Origin of the sequence: Gemmata palustris, assembly GCF_017939745.1 — a bacterium.
Classification (GTDB): Bacteria; Planctomycetota; Planctomycetia; order Gemmatales; family Gemmataceae; genus Gemmata; species Gemmata palustris.
In genome coordinates this window covers 4,020,010-4,046,195 of sequence record NZ_JAGKQQ010000001.1, presented here as the reverse complement: position 1 = coordinate 4,046,195, position 26,186 = coordinate 4,020,010, and the positions used below count along the sequence as shown (strand labels likewise).

The window sequence follows — 26,186 nt, the reverse complement described above, 5'->3', positions numbered from 1 at the left end:
CGGCAAAGCCTTTCCACAACGGAGCTTCACAATGAATTCGATCAACGAGAACCAGCCGGAACAGAACAAAGACGACCTGCAGGGCAAGGCCGCGGTCGCGAAGATCCGGGAGCTCGTCGGGTACGCGAAGAACTGCTTCTTCTGCACCACGGTTCCCAACGGCGAGACCGGCGGCACCCGCCCGATGAACGTCCGCAAGGTGGACGACGACGGGAACCTGTGGTTCCTGAGCGCGAGCGACAGTCACCAGAACCAGGAGCTGGCGCACGACCCGTCTGTAAAGCTCTTGTTCCAGGGGGCGCCGAACTCCGACTTCCTGAGCCTGACCGGGCGGGCCACTGTCACCACCGACCGGGCGAAGATCGAGGAATTGTGGGAGCCGATCCTCAAGACCTGGTTCACCGGCGGGAAGGACGATCCGCGAATCACCGTCATCAGGGTCACGCCGACCGACGGGTACTACTGGGACACGAAGCACGGGAGCGCGGTGGCTTACGTGAAGATGCTCATCGGGGCCGCCGTCGGGAAGACGCTGGACGATTCGATCGAGGGCAAGCTGAAGGTGTGAAATCGATGGCGGGAAAAGACGCCCCGGCTCCCTTTAGAGAACTAGGGCGTAAGGTCAATCGGTCCAACAGTGCCGACACGTCGCGTAGGTCGTGCCCTTGTTCTGGGGTTTCGGTGGGGGCACACCTTCTCCAGAGAGTTAGCGGCAGTGATAGCTGCCGGAGCGGGTGATCGAGGAAGGCCAGATCAGACTTCCCCGTGTCCTCGTCCACGTCCGTCTGCATCAACGCTACTCTCACGTTCGCCGGGTCGGGTTCCCGGTTCGAGAGCGAACAGCAGTTTAAGGGGCCACTCCGTTGGCCTGCGATTTGCGGCCAGTTTCGGCATTCGCCCCTGCCGCATCAACAGAAGGCCACGTCATGTTCCGCGTTCTGACTGCCGCCGGGATTGTCGTCGGGTTCTCGGTGTCCGCTGCGTCCGCGCAAGACACGAAGTTGAAGTTCGAGTTGTACAAGGGAAAGGACGACCAGTTCCGCTGGCGGCTCAAGGCGGGTAACGGAGCGATCCTCGCCACTGCGGGTCAGGGGTACAAGGCAGCCGCGGACGCCAAGCACGGGATCGAGCTGGTGCAGAAGGCGGGTACGGACAGCAAGGAGAAGTTCGAGGTGTACGAGGACGAGAAGAAGGAGCACCGCTGGCGGCTGAAGGCGGCGAACGGTCAGGTCGTGGCGACGTCCAGCGAGGGGTATAAGGCGAAGGCCGACGCCGAGAAGGCGGTCGCGTCGATCAAGACCGGCGTCGCGAAGGCCGAGGTCGTCGAGGTGAAGGAGTGACGCCCGCGGAGAAACCGCTGGCGACGTTCTCAGAAGTGCGCTAGTGCCGGCGGACGGAAGTGGAGCTTCAGAACGGATTCAAAGTGCTGGTGGACCAAAAAGACCGGGAACTCTTGGAACTCGGCCGCTACGCATGAAACGCAAAGCGCAACGGCGGCCGAACCTTTTATGCCATCGCCAACGTGTGTGGGCGGACCACAACTCGATGCACGTACAAATGCGAGTACTGCCCGCGGACCTGGTTTGAAGATGAGACGACAGAAGTGGAAGCTTTTGAGCGCCAGTGAGCAAGTCGAATATGTGGCGCGAAATTCACGCGATTTTACGAGTTTCGGCTGACAGTACAATCTCGCCGAGTATGCCGAATCCGGTAGTGGCCCTACTGACGGCACTGGTTGTACAGTCGTATGAAGTACCAGAGGGCTCCGAGATGATTTCTGGGGCACTTGGAGAACGTCAAGGTCTTACGAACGAATCGGGCGCAGCGCTGTCCTAGGGTAAGCCCGAAGCGCTCGATGTGTGCGGTGTGCCCGGTATCCTTGCCCACGGGCCGGTGCCGGGCCCGCGGGATCGCTCCCCGGTACGAGGCGAGGAAGTCGGTGTACACGGTGACCCCGGTCCGGAACCCGCGCGGGAGCGCGCTCCCGAACCGCTGGGTGGTGCCCGCGGACCGGTCCCCGACAACCATCGCGAGGACCCGCCGGGTGCCCGCGTCCAGGGCCACCCAGACCCACCGCACGTCGCCCTTGGAACCCACGAAACTCCACATCTCGTCGGCTTCGATCACGACCGGGCCGGACTTTTTTGGGGCGGTCCGGGATCATGCGGGGTATCGTCCCGGTACAGGGCGTTGACGAACCCCTGGAGCCACGACCGGGACACCCCGACGGCACGAGCGATGGCCCGGATCCCGACCCGCTCGGCCAGGAGCCGGCGGACCAGGTCCTTGGTGGCCTCGGGAACCGGACCGGTTTTCGGGGCCGCCACGAACCGTCGGTCGCACCCGCGGCACCGGAACCCCGGGGTACCCGAGTGGGTCAGGCCATTGCGCACCACGTGGGTCGCTCCGCACCGCGGGCACTGGGGAACGGGTGGGCGAGGCGGCGTTGCTGCTGACATCACAATACCTTATGGCAATCCCGACAGGCGGGCCATTACCCGTTACCGCATCCACGTCGTCAGATCTCGTAGTTGATCGGGGGCTCCACCCTGATCCGACGACCGAGTATAGAGTCCACGTCGATAATACTTCCAGCGTCTCGGGCCTCAGCAAGTCGCTGTTGCAATGCGGGGTTGAATGGGGTGCCCAAGACCGCTTCGCCCAACAACCTGCGGTGATCGTCGGGTTTGCCTTCCTCGTCGTAGAGGTTAGCAACGTGACAAACCACCGCAGCCTCCAGCAGCCCCGCCACCCAGACGCACTGCGGCTTGTGTCGGTGTTGCAAATACTCCCGGTAAGCACGCTCACTCGTGGCGGCGTCAAAACCTGCCCTGCCCCCGCAAAGGATCGCCGAGATGAGGTACTCCATGTGGCAGTCGGTCGCCTTCTCCAGCACCCCTTGGATGGTCTGCTCCCAGTTAGGCCGCTGATGCTTTTGGACAATTAAGGCGTTGTAGAGCCAGTAGATTCCCAGCAGGGCGGGCTGGTGCTCTTTTGAGGCTTTCGGAATCAGACCCTCGACAATCTCCACGACGGGACCGATAGGAGCCATCGCCGCCCCATCCTTGGGGATCAGGTCCAAGAAATGCGCAGCAACGCCGCTGAACAGTTTTTTGGCGTGTTTCGCCTCAAACCCATCCGTCTTCCAGATCCAGTATTCGGGTGACCACTCGGCGGAAACCATGCCGGGTAGCTGGCTCCGCCAGTGAGTCTGTTCGGTGTCGAGTTTCGGTGCCAAGTTGATGAAGTTGATCAGGACGGCTCTCGACAGCCGTACCAGCCCGGAGTAGGTCAGGTAAGGATCGTGCCTGATGCGTGTGGTGTCGTCCGTGGGCTCGGGCCGGATGTGGCGGCTCTCGTCGAGCACTTCCTCTAGTTCGTGAACGTACACCGACCTCGTGGTGTAAAGGTTCTTCAGAAGTCTGGGCAACTCGCTCTTGCGAATGGGCCACGTCCTGCCGACCGACTCCGTGGTGTAGAACGAGTCCTGAACGTTACCCGACACGAAGTCCATGAACCGCTTTGACAACTTCAAGTGCGGGGTGCTGGTCAGTGTCTCCCGCAGCCTCCGGGCGAGGTCGCCCTCCATCTCCCCGCACAGCTTGTCCACCTTCTTCCGCTGTCCCTCCTCGTAATCCTCCCAAGTGGGGGTGAATTTGTCGTCTGACGCCTTTCCCAGCGCCTCCAGCATGTAAATGAGCAGCGAGTAGGCCACGTCATAGTTGATGCCGAGCGCTTCTAACGAGTCACAGAACGCGCGGATGCACGTGATCACCCGGAGGTACTTCTCTCGGGGCAGGGAGAGGACGCTGTTGAGGAACGTCGAGAACCCGGCCCGTTCCTCGTGGTCGCACTCGACCGAGGCATTAAAGTACCGGTCCACATACCGGGCGGGGACTAGTCCGCCGCCGAAGCCTCGGGGGTACGGGCGGGTCATTGCCTCAACGAACGCCCGGTCGGGATGGAACAGCGCCCGGAACCAAAGCGTAGCCAAGGCCCTGAACTGGTCCACGGCCTCGTCCGAGTGGGCCAGAACCAGCGGGTCGTTGTCGCTGGCACGCTCGTACTTATTCACGTACCGGAAAACGAAGGCCGTAGCCTCGCGGGTGCCGTACCGGGCCGGGTTCAGCACGCCCACCGGAGTGTTAATTTCCCTGATGAACCAGAAGTTTGAATAGAGGACGGCTTCCGTCTCCTGTTCTTTAAGCTTTCCCTTGCCCTCAAAGAACCTGCCCGTCAGGATTTGCAGCATACGGCCCTCCGATTAACGAGGTATCGTCACCACCCGGACACCGTTCCCTCTTCCGAACCCGCACTCCGAAAGGATCATGTCGCAGGCGCGCACGAACTGGAGGAGCACCACATGAAGCTCTTCGTTCGTCCAGAGGAGCCGTTTTTGTCGTCTGCAACGTGCAACAGCGTTACCGATCAACTTCTTCTTGGGTCGAATGCACCCCGTCCGCATACCTACGACGAGCAGTTTCTTGCCGACTTTTGCCTGATGAGAAGTTCGCCGAGGACGCGGGGACGCCTCGGCCAAGACGGTCCTGATTTTCGACGGCTCGGTAGCTGTCGAAGGGGCCGGGTGATCGACCAGTGTGGCCGGGAACAAGGGTCGGTGGATACGCACGAACCCGATAGAATGCTGCGGCACCTGTTTGAATAGCTGAGATAGGTTGTGCTAAAAAGGAAATGGGCGGGGAACCCCGCCCATTTTTGCCAGCCGTTTTGCCAATCAGATTTGCCAGTTAGCCTGTCGTCTTAAGTCCTTACCAATTCGCTACTTAGAGTGGGCGATACAGGATTTGAACCTGTGACTTCGTCCGTGTGAAGAACGCTGCTCAAGTCACTGAAAATGGCCCAGATGACGGTATTTCCAGTGTTTTGAAGGTACCCGCCCTCTGTGCGAGAGTCAACATCGTGTGCGTGGAAACGCATGCATTTGCGGACTCTCCGCAGTATTCTGCGGAATTCTGCGGAACGACCCGCCCGACAAAAAGATTGCTCAGGACGGGGCCGGAAGTGCGGAACGAGAAGCTCCGCGATTAGAGGGCGTTCGGCCCGCCATCCCACGCTAATGCGATCTGGTGGGGCTTGGGGCAAGACGGCTCCGAAGGGAAAGAAAAGGCAGCAAAGACACCCCCTAAAACTAAGAGCGGACCGGTATCGCCTATCGATTGCGAATTTTATCATAGGCATTGTCTATCGATCGACCGGGGAGCATTTTATTCAACTTGAATAAAATCGGGTCGGGGTTCGGGGGGCCGTCTTCTCGTTTTCTTCCTCTCGGTGCCGTCTTCGGAAGTGGCTCGGTGCAGACTTGGCACCGGCACACCAATCGGTCATGCTGAGAGCAGTTCCAGGGGGCGACCGATGACCGAAGCGGAATGGTTGGCGTGCGCCGATCCAAACCACGTTCTGAAATTTCTTGGTGGAAATTTCCTCAGCGGGAGCGGCAGCGAACGAAAGTTACGGCTCTTTACCTGTGCGTGCTGCCGCCGTATTTGGCATTTGCTGGCTGATGAGCGAAGTCGCAGGAATGTGGAAATCACGGAGAAGTACGTCGATGGTTTGGCAAGCGCTGACGAAGCGAACGATGCCATGAACGGTGCCGACCAAGCGTGGCGCGATTTCGAGCGCGACAATCCCGACGCAGGCAATTTCGCGAATCGCTCGACCAATTGCGGCTGCTGGGCAGCATACTATACCGATTTCCCCGAATGGGGAGCGAGAGAGGCACGAACTTCGGCGGTGTGGGAAAAAGCCGCGCTGGGCATTGACCACCGTGCTGCAGAAGCCGCCGAACAAGCGCGGCAAAGCGACACATTGCGAGACATCTTCGGCAACCCGTTCCGGCCTGTTACCTTCTCTCCCTCGTGGCGCACCTCTACGGTCGTTGCGCTCGCGTCGCAGATGTATGAGTCGCGCGACTTCTCTGCGATGCCGACCCTGGCCGACGCGCTCCGGGACGCCGGGTGCCAAAGCGCCGACATGCTCGATCACTGCCGCGCTCCCGGGCCGCACGTGTGCGGGTGCTGGGTCGTCGATTTGGTGCTGGGGAAGGAGTAGGCGTGCGGGGAGCATTTTATTCAAGTTGAATAAAATCGAGTCGGGGTTCGGGGGCGGTCTTCGGAAGTGGTTCGGTGCGGACTTGGCACCGGCACACCAATCGGTCATGCTGGGAGCGGCTCCAGAGGGCGACCGATGACCGAAGCGGAATGGCTGGCGGGTAACGATCCGCAGACGATGTTGCAATTCTTGAGCGATAAGGCGAGTGACCGGAAGTTGCGGTTGTTCGCCGTTGCGGTTGCCCGCCGGTGCCCGGGCGACATAACCGACCCCGCGCTGGCTGAGGCTGTCGACGTGGCCGAGCTTGCGAGCGACGGGACCGTGGGGCAAGACGCGCTACTCGCCGCGGTGAGACGAGTGGATAGTCTGGTCGGGACGCTATTCATCCGGGACAGTGAACGACCATCTTGGAATGCCACTCCGGTAGAAATTCGGGCTCCAATGCATTGGGTGTTTATTGCGATTTCTCCCAGACACATGCGCATGTCCGCGTTGCGGGACTGTCTTTTGTTTCACTACGGGTGGGCAAGCAAACTCAACCGCGCCCACCAACCGCCCGTACTCTGTGAAATCTTCGGCAACACATTCCGCCCCACCGCCTTCTCCCCTTCGTGGCGCACGTCCACCGCTTTCGCACTTGCGTCCCAGATGTACGAGTCGCGCAACTTCTCCGCGATGCCGATTCTGGCCGACGCGCTCCAGGACGCCGGGTGCGACAGCGCGGATGTGCTGGAGCACTGCCGCAGTCCCGGGCCGCACGTGCGCGGGTGCTGGGTCGTTGATTTGATATTGGTGAAACAGTAATAGTGTACAACGTCGCGGAGGATGAGGGCAGATGGAAGTAACGTACACGACCACTTTGGATGACTACGTGGCACTCTGTATGCACCTGACGAAACAGTCATCATTCATGAAACGGCAAGTCAGCCTCCTTTGGTTACTCTTGCCGTTGGGGTTGCTGATTTCGGCTGCTCTTCTGGCGAGTAGCAGCCCGGTTGGAGCGGCAATCTTGATTGTGGTTGGCGTAACTTACGCTGTCATATTCCCGGGCATTCGTAGGGCAAATCTCAGCTCAGGGTTCCGAACATTTGCTCAAGAATTGGGAACACGAGGGGTGATTAGCCGCATCACTTTGGTGTTGACCGAAGACACCCTTACCGAGCGGACGGATTCCGTTGTGTCAGTCGTACATTGGCAAGACATGAAAGGCGTGAAGGAGGTTGGGGAGAGTTTGTACATTTACGTCACTGGAATGTCCTTCGCCATTATCCCACGTCACGGATTCGAGCGAGAGAAGGACTACGAAGCAGCACGAGAATTCGTGCTCTCTAAGCTCAAAAAACTGGTTTAATCAACTGGTACCGTAATTGCCCTTGTTCGTCTCCGTCCACTGCTCGACAGCCTGACGCAGACGGCCACTGTTGCACGAAACGGAGCGGGCCAGGGAAATGATCCCTGGCCCGCTCCGTTTCCGGGGTGTCTACTTCCCGACCCGGGCGCGGAACGCTCGCGGCAACGCCGGTACCCAATTGAATTCAGTACCCGCGGAATAACTTTTCGGCCTCGTACCCGTCCATTACGCCCCACTGCGCGAGCCAATAAGAGAACAGTTCGATCTTCTTTTGTTTCGCCGCGAGGAGCTTGATCGTATCGGCACGCGCGGCCGTGCGCTCGTCCGGTGACAGCCCCAACTTGGTCAACGCGCAGTAATCGCCGTGTGAATTGTCGAGGAATTTCTCGGAGTCGGTCAACATGCCCTCACCAATCGGCCCCGCGAAAAGGATGACGGCTCCAGCGTGCCGCGTATGCGGGGCACTGTACTCTGTGTAGCCGCGCCCCCCAGTCACGAGCACGCGCGTGACCTGACACCCGTGCGACAGGGCCGCGACCGCGTGACTGGCTTCGTGAACGGAGGCATACCAGTCGAACGACCGGTCTTTTGCCAGGAGCGGTATGAGGAGCGTAGTGGTCTGTCTATCGCTCGATGTCGGGTATGGGGTAGGCTGTGGCCTGATGAATCCCCCACCCGGAGGCAAGGATGCCGAGGTCCACGCCGAAGCACAAGGTCGTCCTCTCGGACGATCAGCGGGCCGAACTCGAGCGCGTGACGCGCCAAAGCTCGATCGGTGTGGCCCGGAAGCGCTGGGCCACGATCCTTCTCTTGGCCGACGAAGCCCATCCCGAGGGGCAACGCACGGATGCGTACATCGCCGCCCAGGTCCAGGTTTCGGTCCGGCAACTCGAGCGCATCCGCAAGAAATTCGTCCAGGGTGGGATGGACCGCACGTTGACCCGCGCGACGCGACGCGATGCCGGCGTGCCCCAGGTTCTCGACGGCCAGGCCGAGGCCCACCTGGTCACGCTCTGTTGTAGCGACCCACCGACCGGGCGCGAGCGCTGGACCCTACAACTGCTCTGCGACGAATTGGTCCGACTCCAGGTGGTGACACACGTGTGCCCCGAGACCGTGCGCACGTGCCTGAAAAAAGCTATGCCGGCAAGCCTGACTGGCGGGCCAGGTTTTCCAGGCTTTTGAGGTAGCTGGCGGGATCGCGTCGGAACTGCCGCTGTTGGGTCCGGGCCGCTTCACGAAACCCGAGCTCCTCTCGCAACTCGCGCCAGGCGAGCACCGACGTCGGTGCCAACTCCTCGGCCGTCGCCTCGCCCAGCCGCGTCATCAGCCCGGCCACCAGCCGCACGCTCCCGCGCACGACCAGCCCCGGCGACGCCACTTTCCGACCGCTGCACCGCCGCTCGTGGTGCCGGTGGCTCCCGAACAGTTGCTCCAGGTCGTTGTTGGTCCGCGGCAGGTCCCCCACGTCGTAGGTGTGGAACAAGCCCGGCTCGTAACTGCGGCTCACCTTCACGAAGTGATCCAGCGGCTCGGACAGGTCGGGGCGCTGTCGGCTCATCGCGTCCATCTCCCGGACCCGTTCGTCCCACCGGGCGCGGACCCCGGCCCCGGTCCGGCCGTCGTAGTTCGAGAGCTCGTGGGCGACCCGGTACACCCGATCGAACAGCTCCTTCACCGGCGCGAACAGTGCCGCCGTCCCTTCGAGCCCGCGTGTGATCATTCCGTGCAACCGGGTCAGCTCCCGGCCCGCCCCTTTTTCCCCGCGCCCAGCTTCTTCAGGCTCCCCGCCACCGCGTCGAGCCGCCCGCGCAGCCGCAGCCCGGCCGAGTCCAGCGGCGGACGCCCGTCGTCGGTCAGCGCGCTGCGGACCGCGGAACAGTACCCGCGCACGACCTCCGCCTCCGCATCGCTCCGGTCCTCGACTCGACGCTCGACCTCGCGCACCCCGCGGACGCGCTTCTTGAGCTCCTTCTTGGCGTGCCGGTCGGCCTCGTAAACCGGCCCGGCCGCCTCCCGCAGGTAGTGGAACTGGCACAACTGGTGCGGCACTCCGGGCAGCGCTTGGGCCACCGCGTTGCGGATCGAGTGCTGCCCGTCGGACACGACCCCGGCGATCGGCACCCCGACGGCTTCGGCGGCCTGGGCCAGCAAGGCGGCCAGATCCGCCCGGCACGCCGACAGCAGCGACTTGGCCAGGACCACACGCCCGCTGAGCACGTCGCGGATCACCCACAGCACCTCGTGCCCGACGTCCGGCTGGAGCCCGTCGAGCGCGAGTAATACCCGCCCCTGCTTCTCGAACGCCGGGCGCATCCGGTCCGGGTTGGTGGCACCCAAGGTGCGCAGCTCGTCGAACCGGTGGAGCAGGTTGGTGACCGTGCGAACTGACAGGGCCACACCGCGGGCAACGAGTTCGGCGTGGATCTCGGGCGCGGTCCGGTGCGCGGTGTACCGGCGGTTGCCGGCGTACGCGACGACGTCGAGCCCGAACTCGTGGTGCGGGAGGGCGATTCGGCCTTCGGCCTCGGGTCGGAACGGGACCGAATACAGGTCACACGGGCGGTGACGGCAGCGGCCGATGCGCAGTGTGTACCGGGCGACGCCGGCCAGCGTGGTGACGGTGCGGAAGTTGGAGTAGTCGAGGTACAGGTGATGCCCGCACGCCACACACGCGGTGGCGACCGGGGTCAGCGTTTGCTCGGCGGTTGGCGCGGGACGACAGGTGCGACGGGCCATACGAACACTCCGTGGAGGCGCAACCCATCATCACTCAACGCCTTCTGCACCACCAGTCAGGCTTGCCGGCATAGAAAAAAATGAGCTCCAGCCCTGGAAGGTCGAGCGCTTCTGCATCGCGTCGGGGGGACCGGCCCCGGTTCGTCGCCGCGATGGAAAACGTCCTCGATGTCTACCAAGCCCGATACGACGCGAAGCACCCGTTGATCGGCATGGATGAAGCGGCGCGGCAGCTGCTCAGTGACGTGTTCGACCCACTTCCACTTGCGCCCGGCCGGGCGCGGCGCGTCGATGACAAGTACGCGCGCCACGGAACCTGTTCACTGTTCATGTTTTACAACCCCCTCGACGGGTGGCGCCGGGTCGGGTGCCGCGACAGCCGCACGGGTTGCGATTGGGCCGAGGAGGTCCGGTGCCTATTGGACGTCGATTACCCCGAGGCGGAACTGGTGACGCTGGTTTGTGACAACCTGAACACGCACAACATCGCCAACTTGTACAAGGCGTTTGACGCCGAGACCGCGGGGCGCTTGCGGCGCCGGTTGCGCGTGGTGCAGACGCCGGTGAACGGGAGCTGGTTGAACGTGGCCGAAATGGAACTCAGCGTGCTGTCGCGCCAGTGCCTGGGGAAGCGGCGATTCGAGACAAAAACCGAGATGGAAACGGCCCTGGGCGCGTGGGCCGCGGCTCGCAATGCCGCGAAGGCGGGCACCCGGTGGCAGTTCACCACCGCCGATGCCCGCGTGAAGCTCAAGGCCCTCTACCCCATACCCGACATCGAGCGATAGACGGACCAGTAGGGCGAGTTGCACCCGGCTTCACGTACCCCTGCGTGCGGTTCACGAGTTCCCCGGCCCGCATCTTCCGCTCGATCTCTTCGTCGTGAGCGTCGTGTGCCCGGCCACGAGCGTGCCACAACTGGATGTGTTTGCGCCGTTCCAGTGCCTCTGCGGACCAGTTGCCGTCGAACTGGCTTCCGTTTAAATCACTCGCCGACTGGCTGGCGTACTCGTTCCTCATAGGAGTTCTCACGTAGGAAGGGTGAAGAGGCGCGCCGACTTAGTGACGCGCCCCCGAACAGGGAGCGTTACCCGTTCGTTGCGAACTCGGTGCGAAGTGCCCGCGCTTCCTCTGCGGTGATAAATTCCTGCTCTTCGAGAGCGGGGATCAACTTCAGCGGATCGAGTCGCCCGTCGAGTTCGTAGAGCGGGAGGGGCATCAGGGTATTCGGTCCGTCGAGCAAATCGGCCGCGCGAATCTCGCCTTGAAACTTCCGCAGATCGAGCATTTCACGGACCGCGGAGAGTAACGCTTTTGCCGCGTTACGAACCGCCGGGCGATAACTCTTCTCGAACACCTCCAGGGACAACTTCGCCCGCGCTCGACTGCACTCCCCCCTCAGCTTCTCTTCCATCATCCCGAGTGCCGTGGCGAGTACCTCTTCCTGGTGCGCGAGTTCGCGGCCGCGTTCGGCCAGTCTCCTGTGTTCCTGCTGTTCAGCACTCGCACCGTCCGACGTGATCCGCATTGCCTCGATCTGAACGTCCGAGAGCGGGCGCGTGTCCCCGAATGTGACGAGCGACTTTTCGACATCGTCCCGGTCGCCCCGGACGGCTCTGTGTTCCGCGGCCACCTTGTCGCGGCGGTCCAGTACAGTCTTGTATCCCAGATCGTCCGTCAGCTTTGGTAGCTGGGGCGGGACGGGATTTGATGGGTTTTCACCGTTGCTTCGTAGCCATGACATGGGAATCTCCGTGAAGAGGGCGGGTGTTGTTTCAAACCGCCCCGAAAGAAAGAAGAGAGAAAACCGCCCCCAGAAAAGACCAGAGGCGGGGGCATTTATTCAACTTGAACAAAATCGCCTTACGCCCCGTCCTTCGGCGGCCCGAAGGGAAGGAGTCGGTCCAGATCGGTGAGCGGGCGCGCGTGCGGCTCGGAGAGTTGCTCCGTGGCGCGATTGACCCGGGCGACGCGGTGCCGGTCTGTTGGCGTCAGCCCGAGACAGGACGCGAGCTTAATAGACATCACTGCGGAATCGTTCATCAGCCTATACCACCTGCTGTATTGCACGCCCTCCGCACTCTCGCCCCGCTTGGGCTTCTTAAACATCCCCTCTAACTTCACGTGTTCGGCCGCCTCGATGTGGTATCCCTGGTAGAGGCAGAACATCGCGAAGGTGTGCCGCTCGGCTTCGGTGACGATGCCGAGCGAGGTCACGATGGGGTACAAGTCCTCCCAGACCGCACGCCCTCGGTCGGTCAGTTCCGCGGGCGGGTCGGATGCGAGCGGCGGGTTCGTGATCGAGTCGTTCGGCAGTTTGCTGTGCCGGTTGGCGCGGTACGTTCCCCGCGCGAGGTGTTCTGAAGGTGGTATGCGATTATTTCCGCCTCTCATGGTCAATCCTTTCATTGGTAAGAACTGGTTTCGGTCACAAAAAACACTTGTCCGCTGGTCAACTGTCTGCGACGGGGGCGGGACGGTCTCCGGCCTTGATCCCCGATCTCGAAAACCCCCTTACCCGGTGCCCCGCACAGCTACTCGCGCTCCCACGGCGCCGGGTTCTGGGCGTTCACCAACCCGCGGAGCCTGGCCACTTCCTTCAACAGTGAGGCGTTGTCGTATCGGAGGCGTCGAAGGTCTTCGCGGAGCGTCTGGTACTCGGTGGTTACAAGGTCCGGACGCTCACGGAGGAGTCGCAACACTTCTGCGGCCACCTGTCGAAGCCGGGTGTCAGGTGCGTCCTGGCATTCCACCGTCCAATCGTGGAGTTCGGCGAGTGTCACAGCTTCACCCTCAGTTCCGTAAGCGTGTTCTCCACACCGTCGAGCCACTCCCAACGCAGCCCCTTGTCACCCACCCACACAGGGACTTTGTTTTTCTCCGCAGCATCTTGAACGGGTGCTTGACCCTTCTCGGATTCGAGTTCCCCTAGGAGTTTCCGCAATTCGGTCAGGCACTTCTTAAACTTCGGACCAAGCGCCTCCGTGTGGGTCGGGGCCGCGGGAGTTGATGGGGGCTGGGGCGATTTCGCAGCGTGGCGATCACGGGTCGCCGGGGGCGGCTTTTGTTCAACTTGAATAAAATCGTCCCTGGCATTGGTTGGCGTGCCCTCGCTCGCTATCGGCAGTTTCTTGCTTGCGGGTTGGCTGCGGCCGATCGTATCGGTTCGCTTTTCGACGTGAGGAATCTCCTCACGCCGTTCCAGTTCGCTCCGCTCTTTCGCCACGGTCTTGTTGTCCGCCCCGACCTTGGCGCCAATGCTCCGGTCCGAAGCTCCCGCGTTGACCAAAAGCTCCTCGCGGATCAACCTGCGTTTCTCGTCAGCACTCACGTGCCGTCGGTGGAGGTTGAGGTACAGTGCGGCCGTTCTCTTCTCCGCGGCACTGCCGAAGTTCTTCACCTCGATCGGAACCGCCTTGCTCAGCCGGTCCGCGATTTCGGCACGGTTGTGTCCGTCGATTACCTCGTCTTCGGGGGTTACGATCACGGGCACCAAAACGCCCCGGGTTTCGATGTCGGCCTGTAGTTCGTCACGTTCGCACTCGGTCAGCGGCGGTAGCAGATCGGCGAACGGGGCGAAGTACAATTTGCCGTTGAACGTAATGGTCTTCACGACCGGGGCAGAGATACTTGCGGCCTGCTCAGACATGGCGCACCTGCCCTTCGAGTCGTGCAGCACGTTCGGCACGGACCTGCTTTCGTAGCTCCGCGAACTTTTGAGTCAGGAAGCGGCGCGAGACGGAATAGAGTCGGCCGCGGTTCGAGGTCGGAGCGAGTTCCGCTTTCTTCTGGGGACGGCTCGTGTGCTTCCAGAAGTAGGCGGCCATTCCCTGAACGTTGCGAACGCGAGCACATGTGACGCGCAATCCCCGCACGTTCCGCAACCGCTTGAGTTGATCGCGCGTCAATCGCCCTCGGAGCAGCAGGTGCGCGTGAATCACACCGCGCACCCACTCGAACACTCTGGCCCACTCCAATTTCGCGACGCGAACCACGGTCCGCGTGAACTTCGTCACGTTGTCCTTGAATCGGTCGATCGTTTCGGGCTTCGGGTGTAAGACCGCGTGGAAGTCGGGCGGTAGCTCTCTAAACGACACCCAAAAGCATTGGGTCATGCGCCGGGCAAACACGTCGCGGCATTGGCGGCAGCACTTCGGGCGACCACACGGCGCCCACCATGAGCCGTGTGGACCGTTCGCGATGTGTGGCGACCCGCATTTCTCCGCGTCGCGCTCGTCGTGTCGTAATAGCGCACTCTTAAGACTGGGTAATAGCGCACTCTTAAGACTGGTGGAGGCAACATCCGCGATGTCCTCTGCCTTACTAGCCTTGCTGTTGTTTGAGTTGTCGGTTATAATATCCACGAGTTAGACCTCCGAGAAACGGGTTGGGGCACTCCTGGCGGGGAACCCAACCCGTTTCTCCGTTTGTGAATCCGTCTCTTAGCCTCATTCCGGTTGATTCAACTCTTCACGTTTTCGAGTTTGCGGCGACACTTCTCATCCGCCGCATTCACTTGCTGTTCGCGCTTCGCAGTGCTCATTCGTTGCGATTCGGGAGCAGTCGCTCCCACGTCCGGGCTTTCGGCGAGTTGAGAGAAGAACGTCTCCAAATCCTCTGGCCGAACCAGCCACCGCGAACCGACACGAGTTGCCCGCAGCTTGATACGCCCTCCGGCGCGTCCCGGGCATCCCTCCGCGATCCATCTTGCGACCGTCGATGGGCTGATCCGCTTCGCCCCACGGGAACCGGGGATATTGCGGCACACCATTGAAACCGTCAGCATCTGGTCGGTACCCAGCACCGCGCACTGAGACAGAACCCATATCACCGCGAGAAGCGTCACGAGGAACTCCGCGGCCGATGTTTCAAACATTGCAAGCCTTTCCACTCAAAGCCCTTTGTGCATAGCCACCTATGGGTGGTGTACAGATTGTCGCAACATGGTGTCAATGTGAGGTAGTTAATTTTGTCACATGGTTGTTTTTTAGTTGACTTGCATTACGTCTGATGTGTTCCGTGATTTTGTTCAACTTGAATAAAGTTGGCATGGAAACAATGAAGCCCGCGGGTTTAGCCGCGGGCTTGATGATGTGAATAATGCGTTGTTATTTTAGCCGATTTGCACGGCAATCGAGGATGCTAATCGTTCGTTTTTTCTGCGTACAACTCGGTCGTGTTTATTTTGGCGTGACCCAGCACGGCTTGAGCGCCTTCGAGTCCGAACAGCTTTCGCGCCCGGGTCGCGTAATTGTGACGCAGTTGGTTCGGGTGCCAGTGGTGCCCGCGCCGCCATTCCTTCACCGCGACCCGCTGTTCGCTCGCGAGTCGTGCCCACCACTTCGCGGCAGACTCCTTTTCTCGCCGTGCCAGCTCATCCACGGGCGGGAACGCCCGGTCGCACCCGCGCGTGATTGCCGTCAGGTACGCGAGCCGGTTGTAGCGCGCGGCCGGTGGCCGAATCAGTTTCGCACCAGCGCGCCGGGCGTGCTTCCGGGTGGCCTCACTCGGGTACTTAGGCGTCTTCCGGTTCGCGCTCCGCTTGGCGCGGAACTCCTCCACCGCCCGCGCGGGCGAGAACAGGTAGTCAGTTGGTTCTGAGGTGAAGAACTCACGCAGCAGTGTTTGAGCTTTGGGGCCAATGGGGATGGTTCGCGTTTTTCCCTTCCAGGCGGTTTTGTGCCTCTTGGGTTTGTACAGCCACGTGTTCCCGGTCGTGTCGATATCGCACCGGCGTACCCGACACGCTTCACCCGGCCGGCTCCCGGTCAAGCGCTGGAACTCGATGAGCCCCGCGACGTGCCGGTTGACGTGGGGCAGGGTCGCGTCAACGACCGCGTCGGGGACCGGCTTGATCGGTTCCGTTTCGCGAGCCGTGGTGCGCCCCTGCCGGAGCCCCTTCACGGTCTTGAGTGCCTGACTCACGGACACGGGAATTAGCTCTTCGGCGACGCCCCACTCGAACATCCGGCGCACGCGCTCGACGCGGGCGTTGACGGTCTTGCGGGACCACTTCAAGTCAACGAACTTCTGCCGGACGGCTTTGAGCGCGAGCGGCCCGAACTCGATGACGGGTAGTGAACCGTACAGCACGCGGACGTACCGAAGGGCAGTTTTGAGGTGCCGAAGTTCCTCGGATGGGTTCCCGTCCGGGTCGCGGTAGTGGCACTCGGCGTGGTCGAGGTACGCGGCCATCACTTCGACCACGGTCAACGTTTTCGGATTGATCGGTGCGCCGAGAGGGGACGTAACGAGTTCGAGTTCCAGCCGGGCTTTCGCCGCGAGAGACTCGGGAGAGTTGAACGGGCCGGGGAGAAGTTTTTCGTGCCGGTTTCCGATGGCATCGTACCACTGGAGTCGGCCGCGACCGGATTTGTTGTGGGGGATGTAGGACGGGGCGAGATTGCGAGTACGGGACACGGTGCGGAACCTCCGAATGGGATTCTGCGGAATCGTTCCGCAGAATCCGTCATCTGGAAGCCGCACCCGGCACGCGCCGGAGTAAGCAGTAACTGCTTCGGCTGAAAGGACTTAAAGCAGAGTGGGCGATACAGGATTTGAACCTGTGACTTCGTCCGTGTGAATCACGACCTAACAGCTTCAGAAAGCGCTCCAAACCACAACGTTTTCTAAGGTTTGAAGCTTATCGCCTCGCTTTGCATGGGTCAACATCCAATGCGTGGAAACGCTTGGAACTGTGGAATCTCCACTTCAACTGTGGAAGAACTGTGGAACAATTCTGGCCCGGCAAACACCACTGCAAATGAGCCATCGTCAGCAGCGAGAGAGTGTTTCGATTGCCTAGATGTCTCCGCACTGACGCGGACACGAGAAAGACCGCTTTGGAGGAGAAAACGAAAGAACGGTCGTTTGCTGTGGGGATTTGATACCAATGTCGAGCGTCGAAGCCGCCACTCTCACCCTTCTTGCTCTCGTGGCGGTTTTGAAGCGACCTGATGTGTGCAGCGTTCAATTTGAACACGTGTGTTCCAACTCACGGTGCGGACTTGGCACCGGAACTCTGGTCGATTACACGTTGGCAGCGGTTTCAGAAGAGGACCGATGACGGGTGGCGGAAACAAGTGGACAATCCGATTCAGTCCGCGCGTTGTACCATCTCTAGTTTCGATCCGCTAACATTTCGGGAATACTTTTCACCTCGTTTGGGAAAACTGTGTGCCGTTGAGTGGCGCGTGGGCATCTTGAAGGTGCCCCGGAGACCGCCATGAATCGGACCCCACTCACACACCTCGCGCACCGGTTGCGACCCCGCGACCCGGCCCTCGCTGCCGCGACCGACCGGCAGCTCCTCCACCGGTCCCGGTCGGGCTCGGACGGAGGTGCATTCGCCGAACTCGTGCGCCGGCACGAGCGAGCGGTCCTCGCGGCCTGTCGTCAGGTGCTCTCTACCCCGGCCGACGTTGAGGACGCGTTCCAGGCCACATTCCTCGTTCTCGTCCAACAGGCGAATCGTATTCGGAGCGATGGCTCCGCCTCTCTCGGCGGGTGGCTGTTCGCCGTCGCTCACCGGGTCGCGGTTCGCGCCGTCCGGAGCCGCGTGCGGAAGGACCGGCGCGAGACGGCCGCGGCGCGGGCCGGGGCCGTTGCGCCGGAGCCCGCGGCCGATCTGTCCTGGCGCGAAGCCGTCGCCGCACTTCACGAAGCGCTGGACGCGCTGCCCGATCGCTTCCGGCTACCGCTCGTTCTGTGCTACCTCGACGGCCTCAGTCGCGACGAGGCCGCCGCCCAACTCGGCTGGACCGCGGGGTCCGTCAAAGCCGGATTGGAGCGCGGGCGCGAGAAGCTCCGCGCCGCTCTGGAGTGCAGAGGGGTAACACTCGGCGCCGGACTGTTGACCGCGCTCGCCGGGTTCGGTTCGTCCGCGACCGCGTCCGCCGAACTGTTTGCTGCCACGCTCCGGGTCGCGGACGGTTCCGCCCCGGCCCCCGTACTCGAACTCGCGAGGCCAGCCATGACTCCGTTCACAACGAGCGCGAAATTCCTCCTCGGTACGGCCGCCATCGGCGCGCTGTGTGTCGGCCTGTACGCCGCCGGGCTGAACGAACCGACCCAACAACCACTACCGATCACGAAATCGGTCGACCCGAAACCGGACGCGCCCGCTCCGAACTCAAAGGCCGTGGTGATCGCGCCCGACGCGATTGGTGCCGGTGAGCCGGCGACGGTCGCCGGGCGCGTCGTGGGGCCGGCCGGCAAGCCCGTAGGCGGAGCGACCGTGGTGTGGCGACAGAAACCGGCCAACGCACACGGGCAGTTCCACGCGGACCCGGCCGAACTGTACCCCGCGCCGGTCACCGGTAGGACCGACGCGGAGGGCAAGTTCAAGCTCGACGTCGTGATCCGCGGGCGCACGCCCTTTCGCCCGTTCAACCCGTGGGGCAATCTCACGGTTCTCGCGGACGGGTTCGGCCCGTGCGCCTCGCACACCGGCGACCTGATCGGCGAGAAGTGGAACCAGAACATTGAACTGACGTTGGCGAAAACGGACGTGCCAATCGAGGGGCGCGTCATCGATCTCGAAGGCAAACCCGTGGCCGAGGTGACCGTCCGCCCGGTGATGGTGTTCTTCAACATCGCCGGTGACCTCGGCCCGTGGTTGAAGTCCGTGACCGGTACCGATTACCCACCCGACCGCCACCAGGTCGGCATTTCGATCCCCGCCGCCGACCTGGAACTCACCCAATCGGCCACCACCGATAAGGACGGGCTCTTCAAACTGACCGGTTTGGGTAACGAGCGCGTGGTCGGGCTGCGCGTGGACGGGCCGACGATCGAAACGCACTACATCCAGGTGATGACCCGGCCCGGGGAGAAGCTCACCATCACGAACCGGCTCGCGTGGGATCCCTTGATCGGCCCGAACGACGTGTACCCGGCGAAATTCACGCACGCGGTCGCCCCCGGCGGCGCGGTCCGCGGAACAGTTACTGCGGCGGACACGGGGAAACCGCTCGCGGGGGTTCGCGTTACATCGGCCGCCTGGGTGCCCGGATCGATGATCCCGCCCCTTCGCAACGTCACCTTCACCGACCGGGACGGGCGCTACACGCTCACTGGCTACCCGCGGCGCACGCCCTACATGCTCCGGTTCGATCCGCCGAACGATCAGCCCTACGTCGCCTTCTACGGCGACGTACACAGCAGCGAAGACGGTAAACCCCGAACGGTGGACATGAAGTTACCGCGCGGCGTACTCGTGTCCGGTACCGTGACGGACAAGCAGAGTAGGAAGCCGCTGTCGGCGGTCGTCGATTACCACCCCAGTAGCGCGAACACGAACCTGGGCGCAAAGTACCCCGTTCCGAAGCAGGCCACGTGTGACCCGAAGGACGGATCGTTTAAGCTCGTGGTTCTGCCGGGGGACGGATTGCTCGCGGCGCGAATCAGCGACCCGTGTCGCGGGGCGTACCTGCCCGGTGTGGGAGCGGAAGAGGTGTCGTGGTTCGATAAGACGAAGAACAGCTTCGCGTCCGCGCACCTCGGGTTCCCGCGGTCCTTCTACGACTCGTATGTTGGTATCGCGCCGAAGGCGGATTCCGATCCGCTCAAGATCGATCTGAAACTCGATCCGGGCGTGACCGCGGCCGCGCGCTTCGTTGATCCCGACGGGACGCCGCTGACCGGGTGCAGCCTGATGACCACCGGGCACGGCCCCGACGTGCAGGACATCCGCGACCTCCCGACGGACCGCGTCACGCTCTACGCGCTCGACCCGAAGCGGGCCGCAACCGGGATCGTACTCAACAAGAAGTGCAAACTGGCCGGCACGTTCACGATCGACGGGACGAAGCCCGGGGAGGTCGTGGTAAAGCTCCAGCCCACCGCCACCGTCACGGCCCGGCTGCTCGATTCGGACGGCGCCCCGCTCGCGCGTGCCACAGTAGTCGGGCACGTGCGCGCCGACGAGAAGACGCGCCCCACGGGGTTCTATGGCACGTCCGACAAGGACGGGAACGTGCGCATCGAGGTAGTCCCGCCCGGGGTGCCGGTTACGGGAGAGGTTCGGCAATTCACAGGGAAAAAGAACCTGCGGTTCGTCGTCCCCGGGTTCGACAACGTGGTCCTCAAACCGGGCGAGGTGCGCGACCTCGGGGACGTTAAAATTTCTACCGAGGGCAAGGACCAGTAGCCCGCCGCAAAAAGTTCGCGTGCCGCGGGAGCGCCAACCGGGAATATGTGTCAGTAACGCTCCCGACGGAGGACGAACGGTGCCCGCACACACGCTCACTCAGATCGCGTCCCGGCTCCGGAAAGAACCGGATTCGACGGGAACCGACGCGACCGATCGCGACCTGCTCGAACGCTTCCTCGACGCGCACGACGAAGAAGCGTTCGAGGCGCTCGTCCGCCGGCACGACCGGCTCGTGCGCTCGGCCATCACAAAAGTGCTCCCGGACGCACACGACGCGGACGATGCGTTCCAGGCCACGTTCCTCGTGCTCGTGCGGCGCGCGAAGGCCATCGACTGGCGCGCCGGGTTGGGTCCGTGGCTGTACGGTGTCGCGCACCGCGTGGCGGTCAAGGCGCGCGACGCGGGCCACGCCCGCACCCGCAAGGAAAAGGACGCGAAGGCCCGCGCCCCGGGCGCCGCGCCGGATCTCTCGTGGCGCGAAGCCTGCGTGCTGCTCCACGCCGAACTCGACAATCTCCCGGATCGCTACCGGCTCCCTCTGTTGCTCTGTTACCTGGAAGGCAAAACGCGCGACGAGGCGGCTTCGGCCCTCAAGGTCACGGTCGGTACGGTGAAGGGGCGGCTCGAGCGCGGGCGCGAGATGCTCCGCGCGCGGCTCGCCCGGCGCGGGGTCGCGCTCTCGGTCGGGCTACTGGCCGCAGCAGCCGGTGCCCCCGCGGGTGCGAGTGCCCCTTCCGCAGTGGCAGCGGTACTGGACGCCGTGCGCGGTTCGGCGCGCCCTCGGGCACTCGGACTCGCGCGGGAGGTAACCGCCTCTTCGCTCCTGTCGAAGCTGACGAATACGGTCGCAGGCGTACTCGGTTTGGTTACGGTGGCATGCGTTCTGGCCGCGGGCAGTGCGAAATCACCCGAACTCAACGAGAAAGACAAAGCCCCACAACCGGTCCCGGCCGCGAAGCCCGATGCGAAGCCGGCATCTGCGGACGTGAAAGGTAACGAGCCGCGGCCGATGGTCGTAACCGTAACGGTCAAAAAGCCGGACGGGAAACCCGCGACCGGCGCAAGCGTGAGCGTCTGGGCCGAAAGGAAGCAGCAAGTTGCGGGAACAACGGACGCAAATGGGCGAGCCGAGCTAACGGTCCCGCAGTCCTTTGAGAAAGTCGTCGCGGTCGCATTCGCGCCGGGATTCGCCCCCGACTGGGCCGAGTTGTCGTCCAAAACATCGCCCGTAGGCGCCGCGCGGACCGACTTGCGCAGCGAACTCACGCTCCAGGAAGACTCGGTGGCACTGGAGGGGCGCGTGACCGACCTGGAAGGGCTCCCCGTCGCGAACCTCCCGGTCGCGATCGAACGCATCGGCCGCCCGAAGCCGGGCAAGGCGCTCGACGATTTCGTCCGGGTGAACCAGGAACAGCGCTCACGGGGACTCACGTCACTGTTCGATCTGGACTCGATCCCGGCCGAAGCCGTCGGGCTGCCGAAGCAGGTCGTGACCGATAAGAGCGGGAAGTTCAAGATCACCGGCATCGGGAAGGACCGCGCCGCGCGGATCACCACGCACGGCGAAACGACCGAACACCTCCAGGTGCGCGTCGTCACACGGGCCCTCGAACCGAAACTCGAACAGCACGGGCCGTTCGGCCTACACGGGGCAAAGTTCACGTTGCGCGTCGGCCCGGCGCGCCCGATCGTGGGGACGATCCGCGACGCGAAGACCGGCGCCGGGGTGCCCGGTATGAAGGTCGCCGAACTGATCGCGAACATCTGCGAGACCACGACCGACAAGGACGGCCGGTTCCGACTCGTCGGTGTGAGAAAGGAGATCCGGTACATGCTCGGCACCGGGTCGCTAGGCGCGTCCCCGTACTTCGACACGAACCTGGTGATCGAAGACCCACCGGGGCTGGGTGAGATCCCCGCAAACATGAAAGTCCAGCGCGGAGTGATCGCGACCGGGCGCGTGCTCGACGCGGCCGGTAAACCGGTCAAAGGGTCGATGTTCTATTCCTGGGCGCGCGACAACCCGCACGCAAAGGAGTACCTGGAACTCACTGACACACGAGTCAGTGTCAGTATCAGTAACTGGCATCAACTGAGCGGCGACGGCCGTTACAAAGTGCTCGTCCTCCCTGGTGAAGGTGCGATCGGCGTGTGCGCCAGCCCCGAAGACGCCTTCCAGCGCCTCAACGCTCAGGTCGAGCTGGCCAAGCACAAAGTCGATCCGTTCCCGGGCGACGCGCTGCACGCGGTGGTCGCGGTAAACATCGACCCGAAAGACCCGAAGACGCTGACGCACGATTTCACACTGACGACCGGCAAATCGCGCCCGCTCGTGGTTCGGGGCGTCGACGGGAAACTGCCCGACAAACTGCTCGCGGTCGGGCACACGGAGAGCCCCGAAGCGAAGCGGGTGACGGGAGACGCGCTCAAGATCGCCGGCCTATCGTCGTCGCGCACGCGCGCCGTGGTCTTTCTCGATGAGGCGCAGACGGTCGGCGCGGTCGCGACCGTGTCCGGCGACGCCGAAACTCCGGTCACCGTCGCGCTGGAGAAACTCGGTTCGGTCTCCGGGCGCGTGTTCGACGCGGACGGTGCGCCCGGGGCCGGGGCCGATGTCCGCGTGTGGCTCGTTCTCGCCCGCGAGAAGTACGACAACTTGCCCGACGAAGTGTTCGCGGACCGTGGCGTGTTCGGAATCCACGCCGGCGCGTGGCAACAGTTCACCGGGCGCACGACCAAGGCCGATAAGGACGGTCGGTTCAAACTCAAAGGGCTCCTGCCCGGCCAGCAATACCGACTCGTCGCCGGATTCCACCCGGAGAAAAAGGGCGGCGAACTCCTCCACGAGCGGGCCGACTTGACCGTGAAGCCCGGCGAAACGACCGACCTGGGTGATCTGAACCCCAAGAAGTGAATCGTCCTCTCACTTTCGTGTGCCGGCTATACGACCCGGCGCACGGAACCCACTGCGTGAAGACAAAAGTCGGTCGGCGCACATGACCTTCACGAAGAAACCGTGAGTGGGAGGTCCATCATGCCCGGTAACCGGTCCGTTGCGCTGCGAAAAGTGGTCCGGTCGGTCGCGCCGCAGAGTTCGTCCGCGACCGACCGCGAGTTACTGCATCGGTTCACCCGCAACAACGATCAGTCGGCGTTCGAGGTGCTCGTGAATCGACATACGGGAATGGTACTCGGAGTGTGCCGGCGCGTGCTGCCCACCGTGCAGGACGCGGAAGATGCTTGCCAGGCCACGTTCCTGGTTCTGGCGGGCCAAACGGGGCGGGCGAAGTGGGACGAATCGATCGCGAACTGGCTCTACACGACCGCGCGCCGGGTCGCGAGTAACGCCCGGGTCGCCGCCGCCCGCCGATCGAAGCGGGAGGCCGGCGCCGCGGTGCCCGGGTTCGTTGAACCGGTCGATCGAATGACCGGCCGCGAACTGCTCGCGGCGCTCGATACCGCCCTTGATGCGCTCCCGGCCCGGTACCGCGAACCGCTTGTACTGTGCTACCTCGAAGGGCTAACGCGCGACGAAGCGGCCGCGCGGCTCGGGGTTCCGCTGGCCACACTTCACACGCGCATCGATCGCGCGCGGAAGCGGCTACACGAATCACTAACAAAGAGCGGCTGCGCGCTCGGCGCAGGGCTCCTGGCGCTCGCGGTTACCTCACCGGCGGGGGCCGCTCCGCCCCATCTGGTGAGTTCCATTCTTGCCAGCGCGTTCGGTTCTCCCCCAATCGTCGTGGGGGAACTGGCAAAGGCGGCGACCGGGAGCGGTCTCGGCAAAACGGTGTTGGCCCTCGTGCTCATCGGTTTCGCCGCGATCAGTGTGGGCCTGGGAGCACTCAGCTCCACACACGCGGCAAGCCACTCACCGGAACCGGTGCCGCCCGTGGCAGAGAAGCCGGACGCGCTCTCCGCTCCCCTTAGTGCGAAGCCCAAGACCGATCGGGTCGAGGTGAAGGGAGTGGTACTGGGATCGGACGATAAGCCCGTGCCGGGCGCCAAGTTGTTCCTTCAAGCCCCGAACGAGATGGTACCGGCGCCGCAAGCGGCTGCGAACGCGGACGGCACGTTTGCGTTCGCGCTCGACGAGCACAGGTATGCGGTGCTCGCAACCGCACCCGGGTACGGGATCGCTTGGGGGTCGGTGCTCGCTCGCCCCGTGCCCGTTCTCACGCTCCGGTTGACGCCCGACGAACCGATTCGCGGTAAGGTGGTGAACCTGGAAGGCAAGCCGGTCGCCGGGGTCCGCGTGTCCGTGACCGCGGCCCACAAGCCCGTTGAAGACAAAACTCTCGATCGCTGGCTCGAGGCCACACGCGGCCCGAAGAATGAGCAACTCGTCCCGGTTGAAATTCTGGGAGATTACACCAGCGCGTTCGCCGGGCTCATTGCCCCGGCCACATCCGATCGCGACGGTAAGTTCGAGATCCGGGGGCTGGGCCGGGACCGCGTCGCGCACCTGCGAGTCACGGGGCCGGCCATCGCGACACACGAAATCAACGTGGTTACGCGGAAGGTCGAGCGGTTCACGGCTCGCGGGCCGAGTTACAACGAGGGCGAGGTGGTTCACGGGTCCGAACCCGTTGTGGTGGCCGCGCCGGTACCGGTAACGACCGGCCGGGTTCTCGACAACGCGACCGGCAAACCGGTTCCCGGAGCGGTACTGTGGGTCGATTACCTGGCGCAACGGAACTCGATCATCATGGGGCTGAAAGCGGTCGCGGACCGAGACGGGCGATTCACACTACCGGGTCTCCCCCAGGGTAAACAGGAACTCGGAGTCATCGTCATACCGCCAGCCGGTGCGCCGTACCACCGTGTTCGCGTCACCGTTCCGGACGGCGCGGCGGCGCGCTCCGCGTTCGACGTCAAACTCGCTCGCGGTATCCCGGCAACCGTAAAAATCATCGACAAAGTGACCCGCGAACCGGTCAAGGCGAGCGTCCGGTACGGTGTTTTTGGGGACGCGAACCCGAACGTTAATGCGGTGTCGAACGTCTGGCTCACCGATTCGTGGTCCGACGTGCCCCATTTCCAGCCGTGCGAATCCGAATTCCGCGTGGTCGTGTTCCCCGGGAAGGGATTATTGGCCGCTCGAGCCAATTGGCTACAGAGCGGAGAATACCTGAACGGTATCGGCGCGGAAGCGTTCGAGAAGTACCGCCACAAGGACCAACTGTTCGGCCTCGTCTATTGGTCCAACATGTACCTGCATTCGTGGAACACGTTCGCCACGATCGACGTGCCCGCGGGCGCCAAAGAGTTTCACTTCACGCTCGAACTGGATCGCGGGATGACAGTCACGGGACGTCTAGTTGATGCCAACGGGAAGCTCGTTACGGGAGCCGAGAGCTTCGGCCTACGGAACCTCACTTCACAGAGTGGAAGTTGGTCTACCGCGGCCGAAGCAACGTTCACGGTAACGGCCCTGCGCCCCGGACAGAAGCGGCGGGTGATGTTCGTTCACACCGAACGAAAACTTGCCGGGTCCGCGGTGGCGGTCGGCGGAACGAAAGAACCGCTCGAGGTGCGCTTGGAGCCGTGGGGAGAAGTGACCGGGCGACTCGTTGGTGCGAACGGGAAACCCGTAGCGGGCCGGATGGACATGTCCTACGAGGTGACGGAGCAGGCCGACGTCAAGCTCGGCTCGTCGCCGCTCTGTCATCCTGGCGGGCACGGCATTTCGACCGGTTCGGACGGGCGGTTTCGCATCTCCGGCCTGGTTCCCGGGCTGACGTACCGGTGGTTCGCGAGCGGCACCAAAAACGAACGCGCGACCGTACCGGATGTGGTCCCTAAAGCCGGCACAACGGACCTCGGAGACATTGTGGTGCGCGATGAACAGCCGTAATGCCTGGTTACGAAAGG

General features: G+C 63.1%; 21 protein-coding genes and 1 tRNA gene. 10 read left to right on the top strand and 12 right to left on the bottom strand.

The genetic code is table 11. The features are described 5' to 3' along the window. Positions 1-31: 31 nt before the first annotated feature. A complete protein-coding gene (locus J8F10_RS16690) occupies positions 32-568 on the top strand; it encodes a pyridoxamine 5'-phosphate oxidase family protein (RefSeq protein ID WP_210655475.1) in 537 nt (178 codons plus the stop codon). Positions 569-926: 358 nt separating this feature from the next. Beyond that, positions 927-1,340 carry a YegP family protein gene (locus J8F10_RS16685; protein ID WP_210655473.1) on the top strand — a complete coding sequence of 138 codons (414 nt, stop codon included), beginning with the start codon at positions 927-929 and terminating at the stop codon, positions 1,338-1,340. A 379-nt stretch (positions 1,341-1,719) separates the two neighbouring features. Here the strand turns inward: J8F10_RS16685 and J8F10_RS16680 are convergent, their stop codons facing one another. From J8F10_RS16680 to J8F10_RS16665, 4 genes are all read right to left on the bottom strand, one after another. Further along, positions 1,720-2,127: an IS1 family transposase gene (locus J8F10_RS16680; RefSeq protein WP_210655471.1), complete on the bottom strand. Its 408-nt coding sequence runs from the start codon at positions 2,125-2,127 to the stop codon at positions 1,720-1,722. Beyond that, the gene (locus tag J8F10_RS16675) at positions 2,124-2,459 is read right to left on the bottom strand and encodes an IS1/IS1595 family N-terminal zinc-binding domain-containing protein (RefSeq protein ID WP_246523409.1); all 336 of its coding nucleotides are present in this window, start codon (positions 2,457-2,459) and stop codon (positions 2,124-2,126) included. The genes J8F10_RS16680 and J8F10_RS16675 overlap by 4 nt, the downstream gene beginning before the upstream one ends. A gap of 59 nt (positions 2,460-2,518) precedes the next feature. Beyond that, positions 2,519-4,252 (bottom strand): hypothetical protein, encoded by a 1,734-nt coding sequence (locus tag J8F10_RS16670; protein ID WP_210655467.1) that lies wholly within the window; start codon positions 4,250-4,252, stop codon positions 2,519-2,521. A gap of 538 nt (positions 4,253-4,790) precedes the next feature. Continuing rightward, positions 4,791-4,862, bottom strand: a tRNA-Leu gene (locus J8F10_RS16665). Between the two features lie 511 nt (positions 4,863-5,373). Between J8F10_RS16665 and J8F10_RS38985 the strand changes: the two genes are divergently transcribed. The 3 genes from J8F10_RS38985 (at position 5,374) to J8F10_RS16650 (ending at position 7,420) form a co-directional block, all read left to right on the top strand. Further along, positions 5,374-6,069 carry a hypothetical protein gene (locus J8F10_RS38985; protein ID WP_246523408.1) on the top strand — a complete coding sequence of 232 codons (696 nt, stop codon included), beginning with the start codon at positions 5,374-5,376 and terminating at the stop codon, positions 6,067-6,069. 483 nt (positions 6,070-6,552) lie between these two features. Continuing rightward, on the top strand, positions 6,553-6,873 hold the full coding sequence (locus J8F10_RS16655; RefSeq protein ID WP_246523406.1) for a hypothetical protein: 321 nt from the start codon (positions 6,553-6,555) through the stop codon (positions 6,871-6,873). A 31-nt stretch (positions 6,874-6,904) separates the two neighbouring features. Continuing rightward, positions 6,905-7,420: a YcxB family protein gene (locus J8F10_RS16650; protein ID WP_210655465.1), complete on the top strand. Its 516-nt coding sequence runs from the start codon at positions 6,905-6,907 to the stop codon at positions 7,418-7,420. Positions 7,421-7,604: 184 nt separating this feature from the next. On the opposite strand, the gene J8F10_RS16645 is transcribed toward J8F10_RS16650, so the two are convergent. After that, positions 7,605-7,823 (bottom strand): hypothetical protein, encoded by a 219-nt coding sequence (locus J8F10_RS16645; RefSeq protein WP_210655463.1) that lies wholly within the window; start codon positions 7,821-7,823, stop codon positions 7,605-7,607. Between the two features lie 284 nt (positions 7,824-8,107). On the opposite strand from J8F10_RS16645, the gene J8F10_RS16640 reads away from it, so the two are divergent. Beyond that, positions 8,108-8,605 carry a helix-turn-helix domain-containing protein gene (locus J8F10_RS16640; protein WP_210655461.1) on the top strand — a complete coding sequence of 166 codons (498 nt, stop codon included), beginning with the start codon at positions 8,108-8,110 and terminating at the stop codon, positions 8,603-8,605. On the opposite strand, the gene J8F10_RS16635 is transcribed toward J8F10_RS16640, so the two are convergent. After that, positions 8,559-10,072, bottom strand: a protein-coding gene (locus J8F10_RS16635) for an ISNCY family transposase (protein WP_210661762.1) whose coding sequence is annotated in 2 segments (ribosomal slippage) — positions 8,559-9,188 and positions 9,191-10,072 — 1,512 coding nt in all. Because the reading frame shifts where the segments join, the coding sequence is not laid out codon by codon here. The genes J8F10_RS16640 and J8F10_RS16635 overlap by 47 nt on opposite strands. A gap of 167 nt (positions 10,073-10,239) precedes the next feature. On the opposite strand from J8F10_RS16635, the gene J8F10_RS16630 reads away from it, so the two are divergent. Further along, positions 10,240-10,947: an IS630 family transposase gene (locus J8F10_RS16630; protein WP_261363063.1), complete on the top strand. Its 708-nt coding sequence runs from the start codon at positions 10,240-10,242 to the stop codon at positions 10,945-10,947. A 299-nt stretch (positions 10,948-11,246) separates the two neighbouring features. Here the strand turns inward: J8F10_RS16630 and J8F10_RS16625 are convergent, their stop codons facing one another. The 6 genes from J8F10_RS16625 to J8F10_RS16600 all read right to left on the bottom strand — a co-directional run bounded on the left by J8F10_RS16625 (position 11,247) and on the right by J8F10_RS16600 (position 16,579). After that, positions 11,247-11,903: a hypothetical protein gene (locus J8F10_RS16625; RefSeq protein WP_210655457.1), complete on the bottom strand. Its 657-nt coding sequence runs from the start codon at positions 11,901-11,903 to the stop codon at positions 11,247-11,249. A 119-nt stretch (positions 11,904-12,022) separates the two neighbouring features. Next, positions 12,023-12,568, bottom strand: a complete 546-nt coding sequence (locus tag J8F10_RS16620; RefSeq protein ID WP_210655454.1) for a P27 family phage terminase small subunit — start codon at positions 12,566-12,568, stop codon at positions 12,023-12,025. Between the two features lie 125 nt (positions 12,569-12,693). After that, on the bottom strand, positions 12,694-12,942 hold the full coding sequence (locus J8F10_RS16615; protein ID WP_210655452.1) for a hypothetical protein: 249 nt from the start codon (positions 12,940-12,942) through the stop codon (positions 12,694-12,696). Further along, positions 12,939-13,808: a ParB/RepB/Spo0J family partition protein gene (locus J8F10_RS16610; protein WP_210655450.1), complete on the bottom strand. Its 870-nt coding sequence runs from the start codon at positions 13,806-13,808 to the stop codon at positions 12,939-12,941. Before J8F10_RS16610 ends, J8F10_RS16615 begins: the two co-directional genes overlap by 4 nt. Next, positions 13,801-14,274: a hypothetical protein gene (locus J8F10_RS16605; RefSeq protein ID WP_210655448.1), complete on the bottom strand. Its 474-nt coding sequence runs from the start codon at positions 14,272-14,274 to the stop codon at positions 13,801-13,803. The genes J8F10_RS16610 and J8F10_RS16605 overlap by 8 nt, the downstream gene beginning before the upstream one ends. 1,027 nt (positions 14,275-15,301) lie before the next feature. Further along, entirely contained in the window at positions 15,302-16,579 is a 1,278-nt protein-coding gene (locus tag J8F10_RS16600) for a site-specific integrase (RefSeq protein ID WP_315854115.1), read from the bottom strand. 805 nt (positions 16,580-17,384) lie between these two features. On the opposite strand from J8F10_RS16600, the gene J8F10_RS16595 reads away from it, so the two are divergent. The 3 genes from J8F10_RS16595 (at position 17,385) to J8F10_RS16585 (ending at position 26,169) form a co-directional block, all read left to right on the top strand. Further along, complete coding sequence (locus J8F10_RS16595; protein ID WP_210655446.1) at positions 17,385-20,309, top strand: sigma-70 family RNA polymerase sigma factor; 2,925 nt, start codon at positions 17,385-17,387, stop codon at positions 20,307-20,309. A 79-nt stretch (positions 20,310-20,388) separates the two neighbouring features. Then, positions 20,389-23,226 carry a sigma-70 family RNA polymerase sigma factor gene (locus J8F10_RS16590; protein ID WP_210655443.1) on the top strand — a complete coding sequence of 946 codons (2,838 nt, stop codon included), beginning with the start codon at positions 20,389-20,391 and terminating at the stop codon, positions 23,224-23,226. Positions 23,227-23,346: 120 nt separating this feature from the next. Beyond that, entirely contained in the window at positions 23,347-26,169 is a 2,823-nt protein-coding gene (locus J8F10_RS16585; RefSeq protein ID WP_210655441.1) for a sigma-70 family RNA polymerase sigma factor, read from the top strand. Positions 26,170-26,186: the final 17 nt, after the last annotated feature.

Bases quoted from the DNA above. Each gene is read 5' to 3' on its own strand.
- J8F10_RS16690 (WP_210655475.1), top strand. From the start codon at position 32: ATGAATTCGATCAACGAGAACCAGCCGGAACAGAACAAAGACGACCTG.
- J8F10_RS16620 (WP_210655454.1), bottom strand. From the start codon at position 12,568: ATGAAAGGATTGACCATGAGAGGCGGAAATAATCGCATACCACCTTCA.
- J8F10_RS16655 (WP_246523406.1), top strand. From the start codon at position 6,553: ATGTCCGCGTTGCGGGACTGTCTTTTGTTTCACTACGGGTGGGCAAGC.
- J8F10_RS38985 (WP_246523408.1), top strand. From the start codon at position 5,374: ATGACCGAAGCGGAATGGTTGGCGTGCGCCGATCCAAACCACGTTCTG.
- J8F10_RS16645 (WP_210655463.1), bottom strand. From the start codon at position 7,823: ATGTTGACCGACTCCGAGAAATTCCTCGACAATTCACACGGCGATTAC.
- J8F10_RS16610 (WP_210655450.1), bottom strand. From the start codon at position 13,808: ATGTCTGAGCAGGCCGCAAGTATCTCTGCCCCGGTCGTGAAGACCATT.
- J8F10_RS16630 (WP_261363063.1), top strand. From the start codon at position 10,240: ATGAGCTCCAGCCCTGGAAGGTCGAGCGCTTCTGCATCGCGTCGGGGG.
- J8F10_RS16595 (WP_210655446.1), top strand. From the start codon at position 17,385: ATGAATCGGACCCCACTCACACACCTCGCGCACCGGTTGCGACCCCGC.
- J8F10_RS16640 (WP_210655461.1), top strand. From the start codon at position 8,108: ATGCCGAGGTCCACGCCGAAGCACAAGGTCGTCCTCTCGGACGATCAG.
- J8F10_RS16675 (WP_246523409.1), bottom strand. From the start codon at position 2,459: ATGTCAGCAGCAACGCCGCCTCGCCCACCCGTTCCCCAGTGCCCGCGG.
- J8F10_RS16670 (WP_210655467.1), bottom strand. From the start codon at position 4,252: ATGCTGCAAATCCTGACGGGCAGGTTCTTTGAGGGCAAGGGAAAGCTT.
- J8F10_RS16685 (WP_210655473.1), top strand. From the start codon at position 927: ATGTTCCGCGTTCTGACTGCCGCCGGGATTGTCGTCGGGTTCTCGGTG.
- J8F10_RS16585 (WP_210655441.1), top strand. From the start codon at position 23,347: ATGCCCGGTAACCGGTCCGTTGCGCTGCGAAAAGTGGTCCGGTCGGTC.
- J8F10_RS16650 (WP_210655465.1), top strand. From the start codon at position 6,905: ATGGAAGTAACGTACACGACCACTTTGGATGACTACGTGGCACTCTGT.
- J8F10_RS16625 (WP_210655457.1), bottom strand. From the start codon at position 11,903: ATGTCATGGCTACGAAGCAACGGTGAAAACCCATCAAATCCCGTCCCG.
- J8F10_RS16605 (WP_210655448.1), bottom strand. From the start codon at position 14,274: ATGACCCAATGCTTTTGGGTGTCGTTTAGAGAGCTACCGCCCGACTTC.